This window comes from Paractinoplanes aksuensis, from assembly GCF_024137025.1.
Taxonomy (GTDB): Bacteria; Actinomycetota; Actinomycetes; order Mycobacteriales; family Micromonosporaceae; genus Actinoplanes; species Actinoplanes aksuensis.
Map to the genome: position 1 here is coordinate 1 of NZ_JAMYJR010000024.1, position 23,187 is coordinate 23,187.

Annotated in this window: 25 protein-coding genes and 1 tRNA gene; 13 read left to right on the forward strand and 13 right to left on the reverse strand. The window is 70.7% G+C overall.

Annotation, left to right across the window (positions count from 1 at the left end):
• Positions 1–292: 292 nt before the first annotated feature.
• Positions 293–364: transfer RNA gene (locus tag M1L60_RS21945), tRNA-Val, on the reverse strand.
• A gap of 50 nt (positions 365–414) precedes the next feature.
• Entirely contained in the window at positions 415–816 is a 402-nt protein-coding gene (locus tag M1L60_RS21950) for a TIGR02611 family protein (RefSeq protein ID WP_253239346.1), read from the reverse strand.
• 276 nt (positions 817–1,092) lie between these two features.
• On the opposite strand from M1L60_RS21950, the gene M1L60_RS21955 reads away from it, so the two are divergent.
• The 4 genes from M1L60_RS21955 to M1L60_RS21970 all read left to right on the forward strand — a co-directional run bounded on the left by M1L60_RS21955 (position 1,093) and on the right by M1L60_RS21970 (position 3,328).
• Positions 1,093–1,524, forward strand: a complete 432-nt coding sequence (locus M1L60_RS21955; RefSeq protein ID WP_020514863.1) for an SsgA family sporulation/cell division regulator — start codon at positions 1,093–1,095, stop codon at positions 1,522–1,524.
• A 183-nt stretch (positions 1,525–1,707) separates the two neighbouring features.
• A complete protein-coding gene (locus tag M1L60_RS21960) occupies positions 1,708–2,559 on the forward strand; it encodes a helix-turn-helix domain-containing protein (RefSeq protein WP_253239347.1) in 852 nt (283 codons plus the stop codon).
• Between the two features lie 66 nt (positions 2,560–2,625).
• On the forward strand, positions 2,626–3,081 hold the full coding sequence (locus M1L60_RS21965) for an RrF2 family transcriptional regulator (protein ID WP_184956002.1): 456 nt from the start codon (positions 2,626–2,628) through the stop codon (positions 3,079–3,081).
• A 67-nt stretch (positions 3,082–3,148) separates the two neighbouring features.
• Complete coding sequence (locus M1L60_RS21970; protein WP_253239348.1) at positions 3,149–3,328, forward strand: DUF4236 domain-containing protein; 180 nt, start codon at positions 3,149–3,151, stop codon at positions 3,326–3,328.
• Here the strand turns inward: M1L60_RS21970 and M1L60_RS21975 are convergent.
• Positions 3,325–4,224 (reverse strand): hypothetical protein, encoded by a 900-nt coding sequence (locus M1L60_RS21975; RefSeq protein ID WP_253239349.1) that lies wholly within the window; start codon positions 4,222–4,224, stop codon positions 3,325–3,327. The two genes, M1L60_RS21970 and M1L60_RS21975, sit on opposite strands and share 4 nt — an antisense overlap.
• Positions 4,225–4,300: 76 nt before the next feature.
• Between M1L60_RS21975 and M1L60_RS21980 the strand changes: the two genes are divergently transcribed.
• From M1L60_RS21980 to M1L60_RS22005, 6 genes are all read left to right on the forward strand, one after another.
• Entirely contained in the window at positions 4,301–5,869 is a 1,569-nt protein-coding gene (locus M1L60_RS21980; RefSeq protein ID WP_253239415.1) for a fibronectin type III domain-containing protein, read from the forward strand.
• Between the two features lie 272 nt (positions 5,870–6,141).
• The gene (locus tag M1L60_RS21985) at positions 6,142–8,304 is read left to right on the forward strand and encodes an ATP-binding protein (protein ID WP_253239350.1); all 2,163 of its coding nucleotides are present in this window, start codon (positions 6,142–6,144) and stop codon (positions 8,302–8,304) included.
• A gap of 214 nt (positions 8,305–8,518) precedes the next feature.
• On the forward strand, positions 8,519–9,418 hold the full coding sequence (locus tag M1L60_RS21990; protein ID WP_253239351.1) for a helix-turn-helix domain-containing protein: 900 nt from the start codon (positions 8,519–8,521) through the stop codon (positions 9,416–9,418).
• Positions 9,419–9,662: 244 nt separating this feature from the next.
• Positions 9,663–11,768, forward strand: a complete 2,106-nt coding sequence (locus M1L60_RS21995) for an EAL domain-containing protein (protein ID WP_253239352.1) — start codon at positions 9,663–9,665, stop codon at positions 11,766–11,768.
• 32 nt (positions 11,769–11,800) lie between these two features.
• Positions 11,801–12,310 (forward strand): GNAT family N-acetyltransferase, encoded by a 510-nt coding sequence (locus tag M1L60_RS22000; protein ID WP_253239353.1) that lies wholly within the window; start codon positions 11,801–11,803, stop codon positions 12,308–12,310.
• 30 nt (positions 12,311–12,340) lie between these two features.
• Positions 12,341–12,760, forward strand: coding sequence for a VOC family protein (locus M1L60_RS22005; RefSeq protein WP_253239354.1), 420 nt, complete (start codon positions 12,341–12,343; stop codon positions 12,758–12,760).
• Here M1L60_RS22005 and msrA read toward each other — a convergent pair.
• From msrA to M1L60_RS22040, 7 genes are all read right to left on the reverse strand, one after another.
• Positions 12,757–13,260 (reverse strand): peptide-methionine (S)-S-oxide reductase MsrA, encoded by a 504-nt coding sequence (gene msrA, locus M1L60_RS22010; RefSeq protein WP_253239355.1) that lies wholly within the window; start codon positions 13,258–13,260, stop codon positions 12,757–12,759. The genes M1L60_RS22005 and msrA overlap by 4 nt on opposite strands.
• An 87-nt stretch (positions 13,261–13,347) precedes the next feature.
• Positions 13,348–13,761, reverse strand: coding sequence for a PIN domain-containing protein (locus M1L60_RS22015; protein ID WP_253239356.1), 414 nt, complete (start codon positions 13,759–13,761; stop codon positions 13,348–13,350).
• The gene (locus tag M1L60_RS22020) at positions 13,758–13,979 is read right to left on the reverse strand and encodes a type II toxin-antitoxin system VapB family antitoxin (protein ID WP_253239357.1); all 222 of its coding nucleotides are present in this window, start codon (positions 13,977–13,979) and stop codon (positions 13,758–13,760) included. Before M1L60_RS22020 ends, M1L60_RS22015 begins: the two co-directional genes overlap by 4 nt.
• 74 nt (positions 13,980–14,053) lie before the next feature.
• Positions 14,054–14,833, reverse strand: a complete 780-nt coding sequence (locus M1L60_RS22025; protein ID WP_253239358.1) for an endonuclease/exonuclease/phosphatase family protein — start codon at positions 14,831–14,833, stop codon at positions 14,054–14,056.
• Positions 14,830–16,278, reverse strand: coding sequence for a phosphatase PAP2 family protein (locus M1L60_RS22030; protein WP_253239359.1), 1,449 nt, complete (start codon positions 16,276–16,278; stop codon positions 14,830–14,832). The genes M1L60_RS22025 and M1L60_RS22030 overlap by 4 nt, the downstream gene beginning before the upstream one ends.
• A gap of 9 nt (positions 16,279–16,287) precedes the next feature.
• Positions 16,288–17,247, reverse strand: a complete 960-nt coding sequence (locus M1L60_RS22035; protein WP_253239360.1) for a YihY/virulence factor BrkB family protein — start codon at positions 17,245–17,247, stop codon at positions 16,288–16,290.
• A 28-nt stretch (positions 17,248–17,275) separates the two neighbouring features.
• Positions 17,276–18,241 (reverse strand): diacylglycerol/lipid kinase family protein, encoded by a 966-nt coding sequence (locus M1L60_RS22040; protein ID WP_253239361.1) that lies wholly within the window; start codon positions 18,239–18,241, stop codon positions 17,276–17,278.
• A gap of 65 nt (positions 18,242–18,306) precedes the next feature.
• On the opposite strand from M1L60_RS22040, the gene M1L60_RS22045 reads away from it, so the two are divergent.
• Positions 18,307–19,077, forward strand: a complete 771-nt coding sequence (locus M1L60_RS22045) for an MBL fold metallo-hydrolase (RefSeq protein WP_253239416.1) — start codon at positions 18,307–18,309, stop codon at positions 19,075–19,077.
• Complete coding sequence (locus tag M1L60_RS22050; protein ID WP_253239362.1) at positions 19,074–19,670, forward strand: DedA family protein; 597 nt, start codon at positions 19,074–19,076, stop codon at positions 19,668–19,670. Before M1L60_RS22045 ends, M1L60_RS22050 begins: the two co-directional genes overlap by 4 nt.
• Here M1L60_RS22050 and M1L60_RS22055 read toward each other — a convergent pair.
• The gene (locus M1L60_RS22055) at positions 19,645–20,589 is read right to left on the reverse strand and encodes a serine hydrolase (protein ID WP_253239363.1); all 945 of its coding nucleotides are present in this window, start codon (positions 20,587–20,589) and stop codon (positions 19,645–19,647) included. The two genes, M1L60_RS22050 and M1L60_RS22055, sit on opposite strands and share 26 nt — an antisense overlap.
• A gap of 149 nt (positions 20,590–20,738) precedes the next feature.
• On the opposite strand from M1L60_RS22055, the gene M1L60_RS22060 reads away from it, so the two are divergent.
• The gene (locus tag M1L60_RS22060) at positions 20,739–21,632 is read left to right on the forward strand and encodes a methyl-accepting chemotaxis protein (RefSeq protein WP_253239364.1); all 894 of its coding nucleotides are present in this window, start codon (positions 20,739–20,741) and stop codon (positions 21,630–21,632) included.
• Here the strand turns inward: M1L60_RS22060 and M1L60_RS22065 are convergent, their stop codons facing one another.
• Together M1L60_RS22065 and M1L60_RS22070 are read right to left on the reverse strand one after the other, a co-directional pair.
• On the reverse strand, positions 21,633–22,169 hold the full coding sequence (locus tag M1L60_RS22065; RefSeq protein WP_253239365.1) for a DinB family protein: 537 nt from the start codon (positions 22,167–22,169) through the stop codon (positions 21,633–21,635).
• A 112-nt stretch (positions 22,170–22,281) separates the two neighbouring features.
• The gene (locus M1L60_RS22070; RefSeq protein WP_253239366.1) at positions 22,282–22,992 is read right to left on the reverse strand and encodes a sensor domain-containing protein; all 711 of its coding nucleotides are present in this window, start codon (positions 22,990–22,992) and stop codon (positions 22,282–22,284) included.
• Positions 22,993–23,187: the final 195 nt, after the last annotated feature.

Here is a 23,187-nt window from a genome sequence, read left to right on the forward strand (position 1 = left end):
GGCGGCGAACCCACTTCCAACCCAACCCGAAGCCAACGGCGAAAGCCGCAGAGAAGCACGGGCGACAAGGCGGCGAACCCACTTCCAACCCAACCCGAAGCCAACGGCGAAAGCCGCAGAGAAGCACGGGCGACAAGGCGGCGAAGCCACTTCCAGCCCAACCCCCGCCTACGGCGAGTGCGGCAGAGGGGTGCGGGTGGCGAAGCCCCCGCCTGGCGCGACGAAGTCGCGCCGGAAAGAACGAGGCGGCAAGGTCTGCGCTTTCCGCAGACACACTGCCGCCCCCGACTCGTGGGCGATACTGGGATCGAACCAGTGACCTCTCCGGTGTGAACGGAGCGCTCTCCCGCTGAGCTAATCGCCCTCAACGAAGTCAGACTGTACTAGACCTCGCCCTGAAACTGCGAACAGGGGTCACCCCAGGTATTCGCGTGCCTTGTCGATCAGGTCGATGCCGAAGCTGACGCGGACCGAGACGTAGACGACGGCGCTCACGAAGAGGAACGTCGCGAGGCCGACGAGGCCTTTCACCGGCCAGCTCTGGCGGCCGATCCAGTGCGTCCAGGACAGGACGTGCTTCTTGGTGAACTCGAGCAGGTGTTTGGCCCACGCGAACTCGATGGCCCAGATGGCCAGGCCGGCGATGACGATCGCCCAGCCGGGGCCGGGGAGCGGGATCGCCACGATGCCGACGGCGACGACGATGGCGCCGAGGGCGGCGATGGTGATTTTGAGCGCGAGCCGACCCGTCGGGTTGGCTCGGATCTTGTCCAGCACACCCGCCGGGGCCCGGTCTTCGTCCGGTTTCGTCGTCATTTCATCCCCCAGTGTCCCCGAGCCCCGTCACCACCCGGGAGAAATGGACGTTACCGGAGTAAGTCAACTGCTGGACCACCCGACGCCGGGCGGAACCGAGTACTTGGGGCAGAACAGTACAAGATATCGCTTTACGTCTTGTGCGAAAGGGTTTTCGGAACCGTCTTCCCACTACTGGGTGAGATCAGCGTATGGCGGAGCGTAACGACAGGGATCACCTGAGTATGGGAAACGCGGGGTTCACCAGCCTCGCGCGGTGCCGGGGGGAGTTCGTCCATGAGTACCATTCGTCCAACGACCGTCGAGGTCGAGACCTCGCTGCGGCTCGTAGCGCCTGACGCCACGGCACTGCCCGTGCGCGCCAGTCTGCGTTACGACCCAGCCGACCCTTATGCGGTCCACGTGTTGTTCCACGCAGAATCAGCCGGTGGGGAAGCCGTGAGCTGGTCCTTTGCGCGGGAGCTGCTCGTGACCGGGCTCGATGAGCCCGCGGGTATCGGAGACGTCCGGGTGTGGCCGTGGGCCACGCCGCGGGGCGACTTCGTGGCCCTCGCGTTGTCGTCCCCGGACGGCAATGCGCTGTTCGAGGTGCCTCGGAGCGTCCTTGTCCGATTCCTCCGTCGCACCTATGTGGTGGTGCCGCGGGGCCGGGAATCGGAACATCTGGACGTCGACGCGGCAGTGAATCGGTTGCTGGCGGGCCGATAGCAGGAATGCGACGGGAGCGACTCGCACGGACACTGCCGGTCCGTACGGGTCGCTTTTCCGTATACGGAACTTAATGCCCATAAGCGGACATTGGCCACCAGAAATCGCGTTCCGGCATGCCCATTCGCTCAAGCTGTGTTTCAACGGGTGCATCGCTGGTCAGAGCCAGTTACCGTCGGCGCGATGTCCATTGCTGCTCCGCGGCTCGAGACCGCGACGACCACGTTCCGCCCGCCCGGCTGGGCGGGCGTCGGCACCTGCGCTCTGGACGCTACCTCGGCCCAGGCCCCGAGCCGGCTTCCCTACCACGTCCTGCTGCTGGCCACCGCCGGTCACGGCACGGTCGAGGTCGACTTCTTCGGGCACTCGTGCCGGCCCGGCACCCTGCTCTGGATCCGTCCCGGCCAGGCCCTGCGGGTCGGCCGCAACGGCCTGATCGCCTCGGTCGTCACCTTCGACCCGCGGCTGGCCGGCGACGAGGAGCATCTGCGCAGCCGCTGGCAGCTGCGCGGCGAGGACGAGGACGCGGTGATCAACGAGTTCGCGCAGCTCGCCGTCGACTCCGAACGGCACGCGCCGGGGCCGATCGCGGCTGAGCTGCTGCGCCACCAACTTCGCGTACTGCTGCTGCGGGTGGCCTTGATGGCGGCGTCCGACCAGTCCGGTCCTGAGAGCCGGACCTACACCCGGTTTCGCGGGCTGCTCGAGGCCGGGCACCCGCACAGCCGCCGGGTCGAGGACTACGCCGAGGAGCTGGGCTGTTCCGTGCGTACGCTGACCCGGGCCTGCCTGTCCGTGACCGGGCGCACCGCCAAGCAGGTGGTCGACGACCGGGTCGCGCTCGAGGCGCGCCGGCTGCTCGCATGCACCCCGCTGTCGGTGGCCGAAGTGGGCCGCCACCTCGGCTTTCCCGAGCCGACCAACTTCGGCCGGTTCTTCCACCGCGAGGTCGGGATGAGCCCGGGGCACTTCCGGGCCGAGGTGTCGGCCGAGCCGCACGCCGCGATTCCCGCACAGCGACGATCATCTGACTGAGGGTAATTCCCACAAAACCGTGGGGTATGTGCGCCTGGCATGGCGCCGGGCAGGCATGATGGATGGGTGCAGATCTCCGCGCGCGGCGACTACGCGGTCCGGGCCGCCCTCAGTCTGGCGAGGGCCTACCCGGCATTGATGTCCGCCCAAGCCATCGCCCAAGACCAGGAAATGCCCCGCAAGTTCCTCGAGGCGGTGCTGGCCGATCTGCGCCGGGCCGGTGTCGTCCGAGCTCAGCGTGGCGCCGAGGGCGGCTACACATTGTCACAGTCGCCGCGCGATGTGACGATCGGCCAGATCCTGCGCGCCGTCGACGGCCCGCTGGCCGGGGTGCGCGGTCTCCGTCCAGAAGAGACGCGGTACACCGGCGCGGCGGAGAATCTGCCCAATCTCTGGGTCGCGGTCCGGGCCGCCGTACGCGAAGTGGTCGATGAGGTGAATCTGGCCGAGCTCATCAGCGGGCGGATGCCGGCGCACGTCCGCAAGCTGACCACACGCCCCGACGCGTGGCAGCCGCGCTGACGTTTGCCGATTTCCTCCTCCGGGAATCATTCGGACATCCGAACGAACCTTTGGGAGGGACGTACCGATGGGCCTCGTTTTCCGCAAGCGTAAGAAGTTCGGCCCGTTGATCCTGAACTTCACCGAGAACGGCTACTCCTCGTGGAGCATCAAGATCGGCAAGTGGTCGTGGAACTCGCGCAGCCGCGCGCACCGCTACGACCTGCCCGGCCCGTTCTCGTGGAAGCAGGACAAGAGCCGCTCCTAGACGGAAATAACCACGTCCCCGCCGAGCCGTCCGTGTGACGGCCGGCGGGTGACTGTTCCCCCGTCGATCAACGTGTGCAGCACCCGCGTGGCGTCCGCGGCGCGGTAGACCGTCTCGGTCAGCGCGAACGTCCGCAACTCGGTCACCGTGGCCTCGCCGTTCGCGGCCAGGTGGGCCAGCAGTTCGCGCCGCAGCGGGCCCGGGTGCGGCGTCAGCGAGATGTCGATCAGGTGCCGTTCCGGGTCGCCGGGGTCGCGGTAGCGGACGCCCGCGAACTCGTCGACCGCCCACAGCGCCTCCTTGAAGCCCTCGAGGCTCTTGCCGGCCGTGGTCGCGTACACCAGCAGCTCGCCCGGCTCGTCGGAGTCGGCCAGCTCGATCTGGGTGAACAGCGGCCAGCCGGCGCGATAGGGGTCGGCCGGAGCACCCGGCGGCAGCACCAGCAACAACTCGGCCGGTTTGCCGGCGGTCAGCGCGGCGACGGTCGCCGGCTCGGGCGGCGTGCTGCCGGCCGCGTCGAGAAACCCCAGCACCGGTACGCGTTGGGCCCCGACCGCCTTCAGGCCGACCGCCAGCCGCTCGTCCGTTCCCCCCGAGATCGTGTGCACGGCCAGCCCGGCCCCCGCGCCCGATCCGTCGGCGATCGCCGTGAGCCGCGGCGCCAAAAGACCCGGATCGTCGCCGGTGGCCACCATGATCAGCTCGCGGCCTCGTACGAGATCGGACTGCTCGGCCAGGACGCGCATCGCGGCCTCAGCCGCGGCGCCCCCGTCGGCATCGGCGTAGCCGTGGGCATAAGTCACTCGGCGGGCACGGTGCAGGGCGGCGGGAGCCCAGGCCTCGAGGTGCCTGACCAGCAGTTCCCGCTTGACGGTGGCGATCGATGAAAAGGACATATGCGAGTTCTACAGTGTCCGAGAAGCGAGGAGTTCGCAACCTTGCACTTGTACCTACAGTGGTCACGTGAGCACTATGGGAAACGTGGCCCCTCCGCAGCTCGCCGAACTCACCGCGCGCGCTCAGACGTTGACGTCTGAGGGCGATCTCGCCGGTGCGCGCCAGGTGCTGGCCAATGTGCTCGATCCGGTCGACGTCACCGACCCCCGCCACGCCACCGCTGACCTGGCCCTGGCGGCCGCGCTGCACGCCCGCGTCCTGATCGCGCTGGGCGACGCCCACGGCGCGCGCATGTGGGCCGAATACGCCCATGTGGCCGAGGAACGGCTGCATGGTCCCCACCACGACCGTACGGTGGGAGCCGCCGCCACCCATGCTGCCGTGCTGCAACGGGTCGGGCATTTCGGCCGCGCGGCCCAGGTCTACCGCCAGCTGGTCGGCGACCTGACCGAGATCGACGGCCCCGACTCGCCACGCGTTCTCGCGGCCGAGGCCGACATGGCCACCGCCGAGCACGCGGCCGGCCATTGCACCGCGGCCCGGTCCCGGCTCACGTCGGCCTGGCGCCGCCACGTCCGCCGCTACGGCGAGGCGTCCGCCCCCGGCATCAAGATGCTGGCCCGGCTGGGCGCGATGGAACGCGAATGCGGCCGCGACGCCGAATCGCGCGACCACCTGGCCCAGGCCCAGGGGCTGTGCGCGCGCTATCTGCCCTCCGACCACCCGCTGGTCCGCCAGGTCACGGCCCTGGCCACGGCCGAGCCCACGGGCAAGCATGTCTGCGGCCGCGTCGAGCAGTCCGACGGTCCCGGCGTCACCACGGTGGGTGCGCCCGGCGTCCGCACCCTGCCGTTCCCGCGGCGGCCCACGGTCCCCGAGCCCGACCCCGACGAGGACCCCGACCAGCCGCCGCCCGACAACCGCCCGACCGACCCCAACGGCTCGGTCTATCAGCAGCCGCTCTATCTGGCCGACGTGCACCAGGCGCCCGGCGACCTGACCGGCCGGCACGCCCGCGCCGACACCCCGCCGCCCGTGCCCGGCCGGCGCGCCCCCGACTACGGCCCCGACGGGCGTCCGCAACCGGTCGGCTCGGCCCCGGCCAGCACCTACACGCTCCCGCCCAATACGGAAAGGCGTCTTCCCGTACGGCCGGAGTCCGCATCAAATCCGGCCGGCCGCCGCCGTCAGCCCTTCCTGCTGGCCGCCGTGCTGGTCGCCGGGGTTGCCGCTGCGGTGGCGGTCGTCGCGCTGACCCTGCCCGACGCGAACGGCGACGAAAATCCGGCGGCCGGCCCGACCCCGCCCGCGGTCGCCTCGTCCGCCCCGGCCGCGAGCAAACCGGCCGCGCCCACGAGCCGTCCCCCGGCGGCCGACCCGGGCGCACCCACCGGCGTGAAGCTGCGGGACAGCCGCGACAGCGTCCTGCTGCAGTGGACGTACCCGAAGAACTCCGAGGGCCCGGTGCTGGTCTCGGGCGGCCGCGCGGGCCAGCCCCAGAAGCCGTTCCAACAGCTCCCCGCGGGCAGCGCCGACTACGTCGTGTACGGCCTGAACGAGCAGCTCAACTACTGCTTCACGATCTCGGTGGCGTACGGCACCAACAACATCGCCCGCTCGGTCCCGGTCTGCACCAAGCGCTGAGGCCGTTTGTTACAGGAAGCGTCGCGTTTGGTTACGAGTATGTTTCCGGATCGCGCTGAGCCCGCCGGCGGCTGTCGCTGCCGCCCCTGGTTTTCGTAGTTTCGGGGCACCCGGTGGCGGCAGCCGGGTGAGAGGAGTTGGCGCTGTGCGACTTTTCGTTCGGAACCCCGGCACCAGCATGGCCTGCGCGGTCTGACCTTCCCCCTGCGGCCGGGCCGGGCATCCTCCCCCAGGGCAGCCCGGCCCGGTCTTCCCAGCTATCTTCTTTCCCGGTGTCACAGCTCGCGGCCTCCCTCGCGCTGCCCACGGCGACCGGAGCCTTCGTGGGCCGCACCGCGCTGCTCGCCGAACTGCGGGCGGGGCTGGCCGAACCGTCGGCGATCGTGCTGCTCACCGGGGAGGCCGGCGTCGGCAAGACCCGGCTCGTGGCCGAGGTGCTCGACGGGTGGCCGGTTCCGGTGGTCGTGGCCCACTGCGACGATCTGCGGGAACCGCAACCGCTGGGGCCGCTGCGGGACGGTCTGCGGCTCACCGGTCCTTTGGTCGACGGGCCGCCGCTCGACCCGGACGCGGAACGGGCCCGGCTGCTGCGCGCCATGGCGGCCGTGTTGCGGGAGCGGGCGCCGCTCGTCGTCGCGCTCGAGGACCTGCAGATGGCCGACCCGGCCACGCTCGAACTGGTCGACCACCTCGCCGCGCATCCGGTGCCCGGCCTGAGGGTGCTCATTACTTCCCGTACGGGAAAACCGGGCTTCACCCCGCTGGCCGTGCCCCCGCTGAGCCGGGAAGAGGTGGGCGCGCTGGCCACGGTTCTGCTCGACCCGGGCGCCGAACCCACCGGCCGGTTCGTCACCCACCTGTACGAACGTACGGCCGGCATCCCGTTCCTGATCGAGGAGGTCGTGCGCTCGCTGGTCACCGAGGGCGATGTCGAACGCCTCGGCCGCGAGGGGCCGGCCGACGTGGCCGTGCCCGCCCTGCTGCGCGACGTGCTGCTGACCCGCCTGCGCCATCTGGGCGAACGCACGCGCGAGGTGCTGGGCGCGGCGGCCGTGCTCGGTCCCGCGGCCGACCCCCACCCGATCTCGGTGATCAGCGGGGCCGACGAGGACGCGGTCGGCCGGGCGCTGACCGAGGCCCGCGACGTGGGCCTGCTGCACGAGCTGGACGGCCGGCTCTGGTTCCGGCACACGCTGGCCCGCCAGGTCGTGCACGAGCTGGTGCCGCCGACCACCCGCCGCATGCTGCACCTGCGGACGGCCCGCCTGCTCGAGGAGCAGAAGCCGCGGCCGGTGGCCCGGCTGGCCCACCACTACCGGCTGGCCGAGAGCCCGGCCGATCACGTCCGCAACGCCGAGGCCGCCGCCGATCTGGCCGCGGCCCAGGGCGACGACGCCACCGCGGCCCGCTTCCTGCTCGGCACGACCGTCCATCCTGAACTGCCCCGGCCCGTACGGGTTCGGCTCGCGGTCAAACTGGGCCGCTCCTCCATCGAAAGCGTGGCTCAGGCCGACGCCATCCCCGTGCTGCGCCGCCTGCTGGCCGACCGCCGCCTGCCGCCCGGCGCGCGCGGTGACCTCGGTCTGGCCCTGGGCCGGATGCTCCGGCAGCAGGGTGAGGCCCAGCAGGGGTACGAAGAAATTGAACGAGCCCTGCCCTACCTGCGACAACAGGGGAGGCGAGCGCGGGCGCTGGCCGTGCTGTCCGCCCCCGACACCGTGGTCGGGCGGCACATCACCGAGCATCAGCGGCGCTGCGACGAGGCCGCGACGGCCGCCCGCGAGTCGGGCGAACCCGCCGTACGCCTGGCGGTGTTGATCGCCCGGCTCTCGCTGGCCCTGGAGACGGGCGACGGCCTGGCCTGGCCCGCGATCCAGGCCGCGCTGGCCGACGAGACGTTCGCGGGCTACCCGCGGGAACGGGCCCGGGCCTGCCTCAACTGGGCGCAGGGGGCCCTGCACACGGGCCGCGCCGACCTGGCCGCGGGCCTGCTGGCGGTGGGCCGCGACCTGGTCGACGACGCCGACTACGAACGTCTGCGCCCGGTCGTCGAACTCACCCAGTTCGGCCTCGACCTGGCCGCCGACCGCCGCGCGGGTCTGGCCGAGAAGATCAGCCGCTTCCTGGCCCGGCCCTACCGCCTGCCCCTGGCGATGATCGACGCCAAGCTGTACCTGGCCAAGCTGCGCCACCGCGAGGGCGACGCGGTCCGGGCCGAGTACGGCCTGCGCGAGGTGATCGCCGAGGCCGTCCGCACCGGCGCGATCTGGCCGCTGGTGCCGGCCCGCACCGCCCTGGCCGAATTGCTGCTGGCCCGCGGCGACGCTGACGCGGGGCTGGCCGAGGCCCGGGCCGCGCTGGCCCTGGCCGAGGCCAAGGGCCTGCCGGCCTGGGGTGTGGACGCGGCCCGCCTGATACAGCGTTTCCCGCGCTGACGCACTACCGGCGGACGCTCGAGATCACGACCTCGTGGCCCGGGCCCGCGCTCTCCACGGCGTCAGCCGGTGCCTGGCTGCACTCGGTCATCCGGACGCACGCATGGGGAACAGGCTTGGGCCATGTATATGAAACTCGGCATCCCGGATCCTGATTCGGCCGGTGAGCAAGAACCGTCAAATCGGCGCGCCGGGGGGCGGGTACGGTCCGAGGATGTCGTCGGGTGCCTCGGAAATGCTTCGGCTGCTCGCTGCTGTCAACGCGCGGCGCAGCGAGGACGTCTCGTTGTCGGTGCTGGCCAAGTGGGCGCACCGGTCGCGGTTCGACCTGCATCGGCGGTTCTCGCGGGTGGTGGGTGAGACGCCCAAGGCGTACACCACGCGGGTGCGGATGGCCCGGGCCGCGGCCGACGTCGTGGCCGGCGGGCGGCGGATCTCGGTGGTCGCGGCCGAGCACGGGTTCGCCAGCCACGAGGTGTTCACCCGCACCTTCAGCCGGCATCTCGGGCGCAGCCCGGTGCGTTACCGCGCCCGAGGACTGCATGTGGCGGGACGCCGGGTCGCTGTCGTGCACGCCTCGGTGGTGGCGGCGACGGCACCGTGCATCAGCCTGTATCGCATCAGCTTCAATGAGAGGAAGGCCGTCGTGCCGCTCGATATCTCCGTTCAGGACCTGCCTGCCGTGCATGCCCTGGTCGCCCGCCGCCGGATCACGCGGGACGAGATCGCATCCGCGCTGTCCGAGATCCTGCCGATGGTGTTCGGCTACGCCCAGCAGCACGGGCTGGCCATCGCCGGGCCGCCGTTCGCCCGCTACCCCGAGGTGGGCATGGGGTCGCTGGTCATCGAGGGCGGCATCACCCTCGCCGGTCCCCCGGCGGAGGCCCCCGGGGACGGGATCGAGGTGCTGGTCATCCCGGCCGGGAAGGCCGCCGTGACGATCCACCGAGGCCCGTACGACACCTTGCCCGAGTCGTACCAGGAGATCGAGAAGTGGCTGCGCGACCAGGGCCTGACGGCGGCCGGGGCGCCCTGGGAGACGTACCTGACCGATCCCGGCGAACGCCCCGACCCGGCGACGTGGGAGACCGAGCTCGTCCAGCCCGTCCGGTGACGTCAGTCGTCCTTCCTGGCCTCGAGCTGCGGCCTTCAACCGCACCCGCGCCAGTGCCGACCGATTCCGCCCCACCATGGTCCGCTCGTCGGAGATGATTTGGCCGCTCGACGTGTGTCGTGGGCGGGGGTGGGCATTGCCTCAGTGGTGATCGATTTGATTGGGGCCGTGAGGTCGCTATCATCAGCGAACGCCGCACTCGGAAGCACTCCAATGCGGGAGTGCTCGAAACCGGAGGCGTTGGATGGCGAATCAGCGCTTCGCGGTGATGGTGGGCGTCGACGACGCCGGCTCGCTGCTGCGTTTCGCCGAGCGGGACGCCGAGGCCATGCGCGATCAGTTCGCGGCCGAGGGCTTCGAGACCTGCCTGTTCACGGGGGCTGACGCCACCGCCGGTGAGATCAAGGCGACGCTGCGTCAGGCCGTCATGCGGTCCGAGAAGTCGGATGTCCTGGTTGTCTACTTCGCCGGTCGCACTGTCACTCCGGAGTGGAGTCGGGGCACCGATACCTATCTGATCACCCACGATCTCGACGAATCGGCCCTTTCCGAAAATCCTGATTCGGGCGTACGAATGGCATTTCTCGAACGGGACGTTCTGGAGTTCTTCGCCGGCACGTCGGTGCTGTTCGTCGACGCCGCCGGGGACCCGCCCGAGTTCTCGCGGCCCACCTACAGCGCGCTCACCTCGTACGCACCCGACGCCGTCACCCGCGAGGACCCGGTCATCCGGCACGGGGTGCTGACCGCGCACATCCTCGCGACGCTCCGCCGGCTACCGCGCGTGACGTTCGGGTCGCTGGCTTCGGCCGTACGCGAACAGGGTCTGACGCCGCAGGCCATGAGCCCGCCGTGGGGCGACGGGGTGGTGCTGGCCGGTCCGGCCGACCAGCCGGGGCTGCCCGCGTCCCGGCCGCTGGCCAACCCGATGGACGCTGCCGCGGGCGAGATCCTGCAGCTCATCAGCCGTCTGACCCACCACGCCCGGATGCCCCGGCACGCCGCCCCACGCTCCAGCGGCAGCCGCGCCGAGGCGGGAACGGCCGCGCCCTCGCGCGTCGAATATCTGCGGGCGGCCACCGACGCCCACTCGTCGGCCCTGCTCGAGTACACGGCCAGCGGCTTCCAGACGATCGACTCGTCCAAGCGGTTCGACCTCGACGTGATCCGGCCGCTGCTGCGTTTCCCGGCCGGCGCCGACTGGTTCGGCCACACCGTGCACGACGATCACCGCACCGTGCTGTGCGTGCCACTGCGCCTGGCGGAGGGCCGCTCGCTGCTGCTGGCGCTGGTCGACCCGGTCACCGATCTGCTCGGGCTGGGGCAGCCGCTGGCCAAGATCCTCGAGACCATCTGGCGTACGGATTTCGCGGCGTCCCCGGACGAGGCCGAGATCGAGGTCCTGACCGCGCTGCGCGGCGCGTTCGGGCGGCTGCCGGCGCCGCTCTACGAGCACTGCTTCGAGCTGTACCGGCGGGTCATGGAGTCGTACTGCGTGGTCTTCCAACCGGTCGTGACGCTCGGTAAGACCGCGCGGCGCGTCGGGGTGCACAGTTACGAAGCGCTGGCCCGGCGCTCGGTCAGCGACCAGCGCGCCCCGGTGGCCATGCTGCGGCTGGCCGAGGTGTGGGGTGACCGTTTCGTCGTCGAGCGCGACAAGGTCATCCTGCGGATGGCGCTGCGCGCGTACGCCCAGGCCCACGCCGAGGGCCCGTGGGCCCAGCCCAAGCCGGTGTCGATCAACGTCGCCGTCCGGTCGTTGCTCAGCGACGCGTACGTCGAGGTGCTGCGCACGACGATCGCCGAGCTCGGCATCGACCCCGAGGCGGTGACCCTGGAGATCTCGGAGCAGGACCCGATCGAGCCCCGCCGCGGCGAGCAGTGGGCCGAGGCGCCGCACGCTTACTTCCACAACCGGCTGGCCGCCATCGCCCGCGACGTCGGGGTGGCGTTCGCGGTCGACGACTTCGGCGAGGGGTACGCGTCGCTGTCGCGCATGGCCGAGCTGCCGCTGACCCAGATCAAGGTCGACCGGGCGATCCTGCACCACCCGCTCGCGGCCAAAGAGTTGTCGCTGGTCATGGATACGGCCCGGTACGCCGGGCACGCTCCCCGCGTGGTCATCGTCGAAGGTGTCGACAACGAGTCGCCGCTGACCTTGCGCGAGATCTACGAGCAGCGCATCCGGCACGTGCAGGGCTACATAACGCGTCAGCCGGCCGCCCCGACGCTGAGCGTCATCTCGCCCGAGACCAGCGAGTACATCGCCGCCCTGGTCCGCGGCGACGACGAACACCGCGACACCCTGATCACCCGGGCCGACGACCTGCCCCTGCAACGTGGCGCGTAATTCGGGTTGACGGGCGTGTGACAGTCAGCGTGATGCCGACATCTGTGTGTTTTGTGCCTCTGCCGCCCGCCGTTCTGTCCGCGCTGCTCGATGGCGATCTCGAAAGGGCGCGCGCGGCCACCGGCGTGCCGCTGACCGAATGGTTCCTCAGCGACGAGATCGCCTGGCTGTGGCGGATGCGTCTCGACCAGATCGCCGCCGACCCGGGCGCCGCCGAGTGGATCGTGCGCGCCGCCGTGTCCGTGCCCGACGGCGCGGTGGTCGGGGCGGCCGGCTTCCACGGCCCGCCCGACCAGGACGGCATGGTCGAGGTCGGCTACAGCACCGACCCCGCGTACCGCCGGCGCGGATACGCCCGGGCCATGCTGACCGAACTGCTGCGCTGGGCGGCCGCCGAGCCGGACGTGAAGACCGTGCGGGCCAGCATCCGGCCCGACAACCAGGCCTCGCTGGCAACCATCGCCGGTTTCGGCTTCACCCATGTGGGCGAACAGTGGGACGAAGAGGACGGCACGGAGTATCTCTACGAGCGGCGGCCGTGAACTGACCGCAATGGCGGGCACGGTAGGGCCATGACCTCTTCGATCGACCGTGCCGGCTCCCGCATCGACCACCTCAACGTGGCCGTGCCCGACCTGGCCGCCGCGGTGGCCTTCTACGAGCCGGTGCTGGCCGCCATCGGCATCAGCAAGATGCTCGAGATCCCGCCGAACGCCACCCCGAACCAGCCGACCGCGATGACCGGCTTCGGGCTGGCCCGGGTCAAGCCGTACTTCTGGCTCATCGACGGCGGCACCGTGGGCACCAACATGCACGTGGCCTTCACCGTCGACAACCGCGACGACGTGGTCACGTTCTATGAGGCGGCGCTGGCGGCCGGCGCCACATCACTGCTGGCGCCGGCCGTCCACCCCGAATATCACGACGACTATTTCGGGGGTTTTGTGCTCGACCCGCACGGCATCAACCTGGAAGCCGTCTGCCATACCTAGGCCACGCGGTGCGGCAGCTTCCAGTCGGGGCGCGGGAAGTGGCAGGTGTAACCATCCGGGATGCGCTCCAGGTAGTCCTGGTGCTCGGGCTCGGCCTCCCAGAACGGGCCGGCCGCGGTCACCTCGGTGACGACCTTGCCCGGCCACAGCCCCGACGCCTCGACATCGGCGATCGTGTCCTCGGCGACGCGCTTCTGCTCGTCGCTCTCGAAGAAGATCGCCGACCGGTAACTGGTGCCGATGTCGTTGCCCTGCCGGTTCAGCGTCGTCGGGTCGTGGATCTGGAAGAAGAATTCCAGCAGATCCCGGTACGACGTGACGGCCGGATCAAAAGTGATCTCGATCGCCTCGGCGTGGCCGTCGTGGTTGTAGTAGGTCGCGTCGGCCACGTGCCCCCCGGTGTAGCCGACTCGGGTCGAAACCACCCCGGGCCGGCGCCGGATCAGGTCCTGCATACCCCAGAAACAGCCCCCGGCCAGAATCGCCTTCTCGGTAGCCATGCCACTCACCTCGTTCATCGCGGAGTTGCCCCGCCAAGCGTTACCCGCCGACGGCCCCACGGCTACTGTCACGTCGGTCACGTAAGGTCAAGGCAAGTCGCGAACGCGGCGCTCGGCCAGGTCAGGCAGATACCTGGCAGCGGTGACGAAATCGTTGTCGTCGTGCAGGACGACGAGGCCTCGGGCGGCAGCGGACGCGCAGATCAAGAGGTCAACACAGGACAGGGCGCGATGCGCGCCGGCTTTCAGCAACTTGTACTGCGCCGACTCAACCCACTGCCAGGCCGCCTTCGGAACGGGGACGTCAGGGTACAGATCGCCGAACATGTCGACCATTTGCTCGTACTCGTCGGAGTTGCGCGCCGAACGGCGGAACTCCGTGCGCTGGGCCTGGCAGGATCCGATCGCGTGTTCGGCGATCACGTCGGCCCAGCCCTTCTGGGTGCCGGGATCGCGCAGAATCCGCCAGACCGCCGACGAGTCCACCAGGTACCTGATCATTCCGGCGGGACCTTGCCGGCGGCGTGCGACTGCTGCCAGCCCTCGTAATCCCAGTGCTGAGCAGCCGCCACATGGCGGTCAAGCGCGGCGATACGTCGATGCCGGGCCGCGTACTCGCGCAGGGCGAGATTTACTGTTTCCTTCTTGCTCGAGGCGCCGGACAGCCTCATCGCCTCGGCCAGCGCTTCGTCGTCGAGGTCGATCTGTGTTACCCCCACCGAAGCCCCCAATGTTGGTCATGTATCCCGGACTCCAACATAGCCACAGTGGCCGGCAGCGTCGACCGCAGCTTTCAGACCGGCAGGTCGACGCGGACCGGGTAGTGGTCGGAGGCGTATTCGGTCTCGTCGCCTCGGACGACTGTCATGTTTTTGGCGCCGTCGGCCAGGGAGGGGCTGGTCAGGACGTAGTCGAGGCGCATGCGGGAGAACTCGCGGCCACCGCCCTTCGTGGTGGGGACGGTCAGGGGGTTGCCGGAGCCGGCCAGGGGCCACAGGTCGGTGAAGCCGGCGTCCAGGAACGCGGCCACGGCCCGGGTGTCGGCTGTGCCGTCGCGGAAAATGTGGCGGGCTCGTAGGAAGCCGGGCTGCGGGGCCAGTGTCTCGGTGTGGTCGGTGCCGGGGTTCAGGCCGTTGAGGTCGCCCGCGACCACCGTGGGGATCCGGTCCGGGCGGTAGCGGTGGGCCAGCCACACCGCCTCGCGCATGCGGCGGTACGGCGAGAACGGGTTCAGGTGGGCGCTCACCACGCGCAGCGGGCCGGCGTCCGTGGCCACCGTGACCACCGCGGCCGCGTGGTGCAGGCGCCAGCGGACCTCGGCGCGGTCGATGATGTCGAGCGGCGGGCGGACCAGCACGGCCACCGGCTGGCCCAGGAACGACCGGGCCAGGTGGGGCACCATGCCGACGGCTTCCGCCACCTCGTTCATGGTCCGGCCGTGGTTGCGGTCGAAGTTGCGCAGCTCTTGCAGGGCCAGCAGGTCCGGCTGCTCGCGGCGGATCACCGTGGTGATCGCGTCGAGGCGGCCGGTGCCGCCCGTCTTGATGTTCCAGGTGAGCAGCCGCAGCGTCATGCCGACACCGCCTGGCGGTCGCGCACCTCGTGGGCCTCCTCGGCGGCCTCGGTGACCGTCTCGGTGCGGGCGTTGGGGCGGATGATCAGGTACAGCGCGCCGACCCAGCACAGCGTCAGCAGCGACGCGCCCAGCACGTCCGTGGGGTGGTGCATGCCGCGGTACATGCGGGACAGCGCGACCATGGCCGGCATCACGAAGGCGAGCACGGGGAAGATCCAGCGCCACCATTGGCGTACGCGGGGGAAGGTGACGACGGCGATGGCCGCCCACAGGCACATGGTCGCGGCGATGTGGCCCGACGGGAACGAGGACGTGGGCATCTGACCGTCCATCTGCTCGACCGACGGGCGCTCGCGTCCGGTGGCCGCGGCGGCACAGAGGAACAGGGTCAGCTCGCCGATCATCGTGAGCACGACGAACACGATCGGTCGCCACTGGCGCCATAGGCCCAGGGCCAGGGGGCAGAAGACCAGGCACACGATCAGTACGGCGTGGGTGTCACCGGCCTTGGATGCCAGCCAGCTCAAGTGATCCAAAAATGAAGTGCGGAAGGTCTGCAGCCAGCGCGGCACGGCGTCGTCGAACGGGGGCTCCCAGCGGGTCACCGCGTAGCCGACGAAGTAGAGCACGCCGAAGGTGAACACCCAGCCGACCAGGATCTCGGCGCCCTTGGCCCACGGGTGGGGCAGCACCTTGTCCTCGGCCGGGGCGGGCACCAGGTCGTCGGCGGCGTCGGGGTCGAGGCCGTCGGTCGCGGCCGGGGCCGGTTGCCCGGCCTCACGGCGCCAGACCCGGAACGCGTACGCCGTGACACTGATCCAGGCCAGGCCGAGCAACCAGCCGGCCAGCACGTCGGTGAGGAAGTGCACGCTGAGCGCGATGCGGGTCAGCCCCACGGCAACGATGATCGTGGCCGCCACCGAGAGGATCCACGCCTTGTGCCGGCCGCGGGTGGCCGACAGCGCGATCAGCGCGAGCATCCCGTACACAATGGTCGCCCCCAGGGTGTGACCGCTGGGGAAGCTGTTGCCGCCGCCGAACGCGACCGGGTCGGCGACCACCGGGCGCACCCGGCCGACCAGCGCCTTGAGCGACGGGTCGAGGATGACCGCGCCGAGCCCGGTGACCGCCGCGTACAGGGCCAGGCGGGGCAGACGCCGGATCAGCAGCAGCACGACCACCATGACGACCAAGGGCACCAGCACGCCCCGGCCGCCGGCCGAGGTCACCACCGTCAGCGCCTTGACCAGGGCGGGATTGGGCGCGACGAGGTCGTTGAGGCCGGTCGCGATCGACTGGTCGAGCTGCCGCATCGGGCTCCACTCGGACCGGACGAGCAGAAGCAGGGTGCCGAAGGCCAGGCCGGCCAGCACGACTGCGGCCAGGCCGGCGACACTGCGCTCGGCGAAATGCCGGAGGGGCGCTACCTTGTTGTCGGTCACGGCCCGGTTTTACCCGGAGCGCCGATTCCGTACACCGCTGGTCGGACGGGGCGAAGGCTCCCACTTGTCCTTCTTGGCGGGGCGGGGCGAACCGACCCGGGCCGCCTCGAGCTGCGCGGCGAAGGCGATGCCCAGGAACAGCGCGATGCCGGTCAGGTTGGCCCACAGCAGCAGCGCGATGATCGCGGTCAGCGGCCCGTAGGTGGCCCCGAAACCCTCGGCGAAGCGCACGTACCCGGCCAGCAACAGGCTGGCCAGCCACCACAGCGCGGTCGCCAGCCCGGCCCCGAACAGCAGCCACGACAGGCCCGGCTGGTGGCGCCGTGGCGAGTACTTGAACAGCAGCCCGACCGCGAACACGATCAACAGCAGACTCAGCGGCCAGCGTACGAAGTCCCAGGCCACCCGCAGATCGGCGGCCCACTCCCAGTGCCGGGCGGCGGCGTTGCCGAACGGCCGCCCGGCCACCAGTAACAGGAAGCCGAACAGAGCGGGCAGACCGGCCACCGCGGCCAGGATCGTGGCCCGCAGGTACTTGAACAGCACCGGCCGGTCCCGTTCGACGCCGTAGATCCGGTTCGCGCCGCGTTCGATCTGGCTGACCGCCGTGGTCAGAGCGAACAGACCGGTGATCAGACCCAGGGTCAGGGCCAGCTCGCCGGCGTCGCTGCTGCCCTCGGTGTCCTCGAGCAGCTCGGCCACGAGCGGATCGCTGGCGCCCGGGGTCAGCTCGAGGATCGTCTCGGCCACGACCCGGCCGCCGTCCTCGGCGCCCAGGTCGGCGGCCAGCCCGGACAGCGCGATGAGGAACGGCACGATGGCCAGACAGAGCTGGAACGCGAACGCCCGCGCGTGGCTGAAACCGTCGCCGTAGCGGAACCGGATGAACGCGTCGCGGATAAGCGGCCAGCGGCCGTAGTGCCACAGAGCCTGGACGGCGTCGTCGGCCGAGAGCTCGTCCCCGCTCATGTCGCGGGTTTGCGGTACGGGCTCCGTACTACTCACGCGCGGCCTCGCGGATGTCCTCGGCCGCCTCGGCCGCGGTGCTCACGTCGTACGCCAGGTCGGGGTCGCTGGCCGGGCGGGGCACGCTGAGCAGGAGCGCGCGGGGCTTGATCGAGATCTTGAGGTGCCGGCCGGGCTCGATGAGGTCGCCGTCGAGCTGCCGGGGCTGGGCCGACCGGGAGTGGATCTCGATGCGCTCGGCGGTGTACGTCTCCATCAGCGGCACGCTCTCGCGCCGCCGGATCACGCCCCAGGCCAGCGACATCCAGTGGCCTAGGTTGTTCGGGCTCAGGATGGCCACGTCGAGCTTGCCGTCGGCCGGGTCGGCCTCGGTCAACAGGGTCACCCCGCCCTGCAGGCGGCCGACGTTGCCGACGATCACGCTCCGCGGGCGCCGCGGCATCACCTTGCCGCCGTCGAGCACGATCCGGGTCTGCACCGGCCGTTCCCGCAGCGCCTTGAGGCCGCCGCCGATGTAGGCGAGCCAGCCGATCCGCTTCTTGGCCTCGTCCGACGTCTTCTCGAGCATCTGGGCGTCGAAGCCCATGCCGGCCATCACCACGAAGCATTTGCCGTCGACCACGCCGACGTCGATGCGCTTGCGACCGCCCTCGATCGCCACCTGCACGCCGGTCGCCGGATCGGTGCCGAGGCCCAGATTGGCCGCGAGCAGGTTGCCGGTGCCGGCCGGCAGCACGGCCATGGTCACGTCGGAGCCGGCCAGCGCGGTGACCACGGCCATCACGGTGCCGTCGCCGCCGCAGGCGAAGACCATTTCGGCCCCGTCCTCGACGGCCTGCCGGGCCTGACCCTCGCCCGGGTCCTCGGGGGTGGTCTCGTACCAGGCCGGTTCGGGCCAGCCCACGCTCGCCAGGCCCTCGCCGATGATCCGGCGCAGCTCATCCAGGTCGGGCACCTTGGTCGGGTTAACTACTACGGCGCTGCGGGGTCCAGTCACGGCGACAGTGTGCCCGACCAGGGTGGGGATCGAAACTCGCCTTCTGTACCGTGAATTACGTGAGCATGACCGCGGTCACCTGGTGGGGCCACAGCACCGTCTGGCTGGCCGACTCCGGCACGTCCCTGCTGACCGACCCGGTGCTCACCGGCCGGGTGGCTCACCTACGCCGCATGGCCGGCCCGCAACCGGCCCTGCCCGGCGTGCCCGACGCGGTGCTGCTCTCCCACCTGCACGCCGACCACTTCCACGTCGCCTCCCTGCGCAAACTCGGCGGCACGCCCAAGCTGATCGTGCCCCGTGGCGCCGGCGGTTTCGTGGTCAAGGCGCTGGGCTTCGAGGCCGCCGCCCGCACCGTCGAGCTCGCGCCGGGTGAAGAGACAACCGTGGGTTCCGTACGGGTCCGGGCCGTCAAGGCAGCCCATGACGGCGGTCGCGGTCCGTGGTCGCGCGAACGCGCCCTGGCCATCGGGTTCGTCGTCGAGGGCGAGTCCCGCACCTGGTTCGCGGGCGACACCGGCCTGTTCGACGAGATGAACGACCTGGCCCCGCTCGACCTGGCCCTCGTGCCGGTCGGCGGCTGGGGCCCCACCCTGGGCTCGCTGCACCACCTGGACGCGACGGCCGGGGCCGAGGCCCTGCGCCGGGTCAAGGCGTCCTGGGCGGTCCCGGTCCACTACGGCACGTTCTGGCCGGTCGGCATGGGCCGCGTCCGGTCCCACATGTTCCGCGACCCCGGCGAAGAGTTCGCCCGCGTCGCCCTGCGCACCGCTCCCGACTCCCACGTGCGGGTGCTGGCCCAGGGCGAGACGCTGACGATCGGCCGGCCCGCGTGACGGCCACTCTTGGCACGCTGGCCTGGCTTTTCGCGGTGGTGGCGTTCGGCGCCATCATTCCGATCGTCCCGACCGGGGCGGCGGTCAGCGGGGCCGCGGCCCTGGCCTTCCACGAGCACCACCCGGTGCTCATCGTCTTCGTCATCGCGGCCGGCGCCGCCGCGGCCTACGTGGGCGACCTGGTCATGTACGCGATGTGCCGGGTCGGCGGCGAGAAGCTGGCCAAGCGCCTGCGCTGGCTGCGCGACGAGGAACACCTGGTCTCGGTCAAGGAGAAGCTGCAAGAGAAGCAGATCCCGGTGCTGCTGGTCTCGCGGCTGATCCCCGGCGGCCGGGTGCCGGTGCTGCTGGCGGCCGCCTTCCTGGGCATGCCCTGGCGTACGTTCGTGGTGGCCAACGCCCCGGCCTGCGCGCTGTGGTCGACCGTCTACGCCGGCATCGGCGTGGCCGGCGGCTCGATCTTCCCCGAGCCGTGGGAGGGCGTGGTCGCGGCCGTCCTGGTCATCCTGATCGTCAACCAGACCATCTCGTGGATCTCGAAGCGCCGCGAGGCCCGGGCCGCCGAGGCTAATACTTCAGGTGCTGGCGCGTGAGCTTCGCAACCTTCTGAACTGTGGCGATGCCGCCCGACATGGTGCCGTTGTCGTGGGACAGCACCGCGATCGAGACGTCGGTGCCCGGCCCGGTGACCCGCCCGACCGAGTTGATGATCCACCGGTAGTTCTCGGTCGAGCGGGCCAGCCAGCCGTTCTTGACCGTGAACTTCTCGGTGCTCTTGGCGACGGCCGGCACGCCCCAGTCCTGGCTCTCGTCGACCGTGCTCATCAGCGTGTACGCCAGCTTGCGCGAATCCGCGTCCAGCGGCCCCGACGTGTCGGTCAGCTCGGCCAGCAGCTTGACCTGGTCGTTCACGGTGGTGCGGGTCAGGCCCCAGGCACTGTTGACCTTGGTCTGGGTCAGCCCGAGCCGCTTGTTGCAGGCGCCCACGCCCGAGGCCCGGCCCAGCTTCGAGAACAGCGAGGTGGTGGCATCGTTGTCGCTCAGCCGGATCATGCGCTTGGCCAGGGACAGTTCGGTGGCGGTGAGATCACGCCCCGAGTCCTGGGCCTTGAGCAGCAGACAGGCCAGCACCTGCACCTTGACGACGCTCGCGGTCTCGTACTTCTCGGTCCCCCGGAACGAGTAGCGCTGCCCCGTGCGCCGGTCGAGCACGGCGACCGAGAACTCCGGGGCGGACGCGGCGTACTTCTTGAGCGCCGCGTCGAGCGCCTTGACCCGGGTCGCGCGCACCTCGGCCGCGCTCGGCCCGGTGCTGGTGGCGGCCGGTTGCGGGGCGGCGGCCTGGGCTTGAGCTTGGGCGGCCTGGGTGGGGACGGCAGCCGCGCGGACGGTGGCAGCCCGGGCGCCGGTGCCGGAACCGGAGTCACGCATCATGCCCACCCCGACCAACCCCGCACCCCCGAGGACACCCACCGCGGCCGCGGCCAGAATCCAGTTTCGCGTACGTCGCACGCCTGCCATAGTGCCAAGTCGCGACGGTCCATGGGCGTCCTAGGGTGCAGCGCGTACGAGATTGACAGCAAGTATCGACTTTCGGCGTACCCGGCGTTCACCAAGGGTGATCGCGTTTGAGGCGTGCCTTCCTGGCGCATCATGGGAACATGCGCATCCCGTTGCTGTCACCCGCCGCGCTCGCCGAACTGGCCCGCTCCGCCGTGGTCCAGGTCGTCGAGACGGCGGCCGCGGCCGCCACCGTGCCCGTACGGGTGGTCGGCCTGCTCGGCCAGACCGAACTCCTGGTCAGCCGCGTCACCATGATCGCCGACGAGGCCGAGGCCCTGATCCACCGGGTGACCGCCGTGGTCGAGGCCGCCGAGGCGACGGTCGCCGACGCCCGCAGCATCGCCACGTCCGCCTCGAGCGTGGTAGGCAGCGCCGAAGAGATCAGCTCGCGGGCTGGGGTCGTCGTGGGCAGCGCTGAGGAGATCAGCTCGCGGGCCGGGGTTGTGGTGGGGCGGGCCGAAGAGGTCAGCGGGCGGGCGGCTTCGGTCGTCGGCACGGCGGAGGAGATCAGCGGACGGGCCGGGACGGTGGTCGGGCGGGCCGAGCAGGTCAGCGAGCGGGCCGAAGGCGTGGTTCTGCGGGCGGTCGGCATCTCGGACGCGGCCGCGGGCGTGGTCGAGCGGGCCACCGAGGTCAGCGCCCAGGCCGAGAACGTGGTGGGCCAGGCCGACAAGACCGCCAAGGAAGCCGCCCTGCTGCTCGCCGCCTACTCGGAGGCGCTCATGAAGGGCGCCCCGATAGCGCGCCGCTTCGTCGACGAACTCTCCCCCGAAGAGGTGACGGCCGCGATCCGCATGATCGACCAGCTGCCGGCCCTGCGCTCACACCTGGTCGACGACGTGATGCCGCTGCTCGGCAAACTCGACCAGGTCGGCCCCGACCTGCACAAACTGCTCGAAGTCACCGAAGACCTGCACCTGGCCATCGCCGGCCTCCCCGGCCTGAAACTGCTCCGCCGCCGCGGCGAGGAGCGCGTCGAGGAGTCCCGCTGATCAGACCGTGGGCTTGAGGGTGTCGCGGAGCAGGTCGAGGTGGCCGCAGTGTTGGGCGGTCTCGCGGATCATCTGCGCGAGCATCCAGCGGAGGCTGACCGGCGCCTTGCCGAACGACGGTCGCGCCGCGCGCTCGTCGAGGCTGCTGATCCCGGTGACGGCGGCCCGGCTGCGGGCGCACGCTGATTCGTAAAGCGTGCGCAAGGACTCGACCGAGTCGTCGCGGGCCGAGGTCCAGGCCCAGGTCTCGTCGGTGCCGACGGTGGTCCAGGGCTCGGGGAAGTCGGCGCCGAGCAGGATGTAGGTGAACCAGAGATCCTCCATGTGGGCCAGGTGCTTCACGATGCCGCCGATGGTCATGTCGGTGGCCGGCAGCAGCCGCTCGCCCGCGACCTGGTCGCTGACTCCGTCGAGTGCGGCCAGCACCATCGCACGATGCTCGTCGAGGAACTGGGTCAACGTCTCGCGCTCGGGCGGGTGCAGCTGCGGAAAGTCTGGTGGCGGTTCGTTCAGGACGGCCCCCTCCCCCTCGTTCACCGGTTGACGGCCATGATTCTGCCGGGTTCGGCCCCTCGCGGGCGGCGTCCAATCCGGATCTGTGGATAACTTCGCCCCATCCACACCGGCTTGCGGCAGGTTGAATCTTGCGCTATCGGCCGAGGAACGTGAGGGCGATACGCGCCTCGAAGCGGGCCGCGGCCCGGACGACGGCGGGAAGGGTGAGCGCGAAGATCAGCCCGGTGACCAGGTAGCAGATGACCGAGGCGGCGTAGGTGTCGCTGAGGCCCAGCAGCTCGGGCAGGTCGTCGCCCGGCAGCGACCAGCCCCACAGCGCGAAGCTGACACCGCCCAGCATTCCGGCCCACCAGGTCGCCACGAACGACACGGCGATCGTGTTCGGGATGAAGCGCAGCATGGCGTGGCTCAGTTCCCACCAGGTCATCCGGTCGGTGATCAGGGGTAGCAGGCGGCCTCCGCGGTAGGCGGGCTCGGGCACCTCGACGCCGAGCACCGCGCCCGCCCGCGCTCGCTCCTGGGTGGCGAACTTGCGCGACTGCAGCAGGGCCAGCATCAGCAGTGGCACTCCGATCCACACCACCGCCAGGCTCAGCCCGGCCGTGAACGCAGTCCCACAAACGACGAACGACGCCACCGCCAACGGGAGCCCACTCAGGACATACCGCGAGTCCTCCACGACCCGCCGCGCCGGTGGAGCTTCGAGCTGTGCGGGCGCCGACGAGCTCCCGAGCTGGGCAGTAGCGGAATGCATCTCCAGCTGAGCGGGTGCCAGCGGTGCCTCCGGCTGAGGAATCTCGAGCTGAGCGGCGGCCTGAGAAGTCTCGAGCTGGGTTGTCGTCATATCCACGACGCTATTGACCCGCGTCGCATCAACCGATCCGGCAAGCCACCCGATCCGGGGTAGGGCTAGCCCTACCCCGGACACGGCAGCCAGCGGCGAGCGGCACGGCGAGCGCGAGGCGGGACGGCACGACGGGCGCGGGCGAGGCGGGCGGTGTGGGCGAGGCGGGCGGAGCCTGCGAGCCGGGGCGCCACA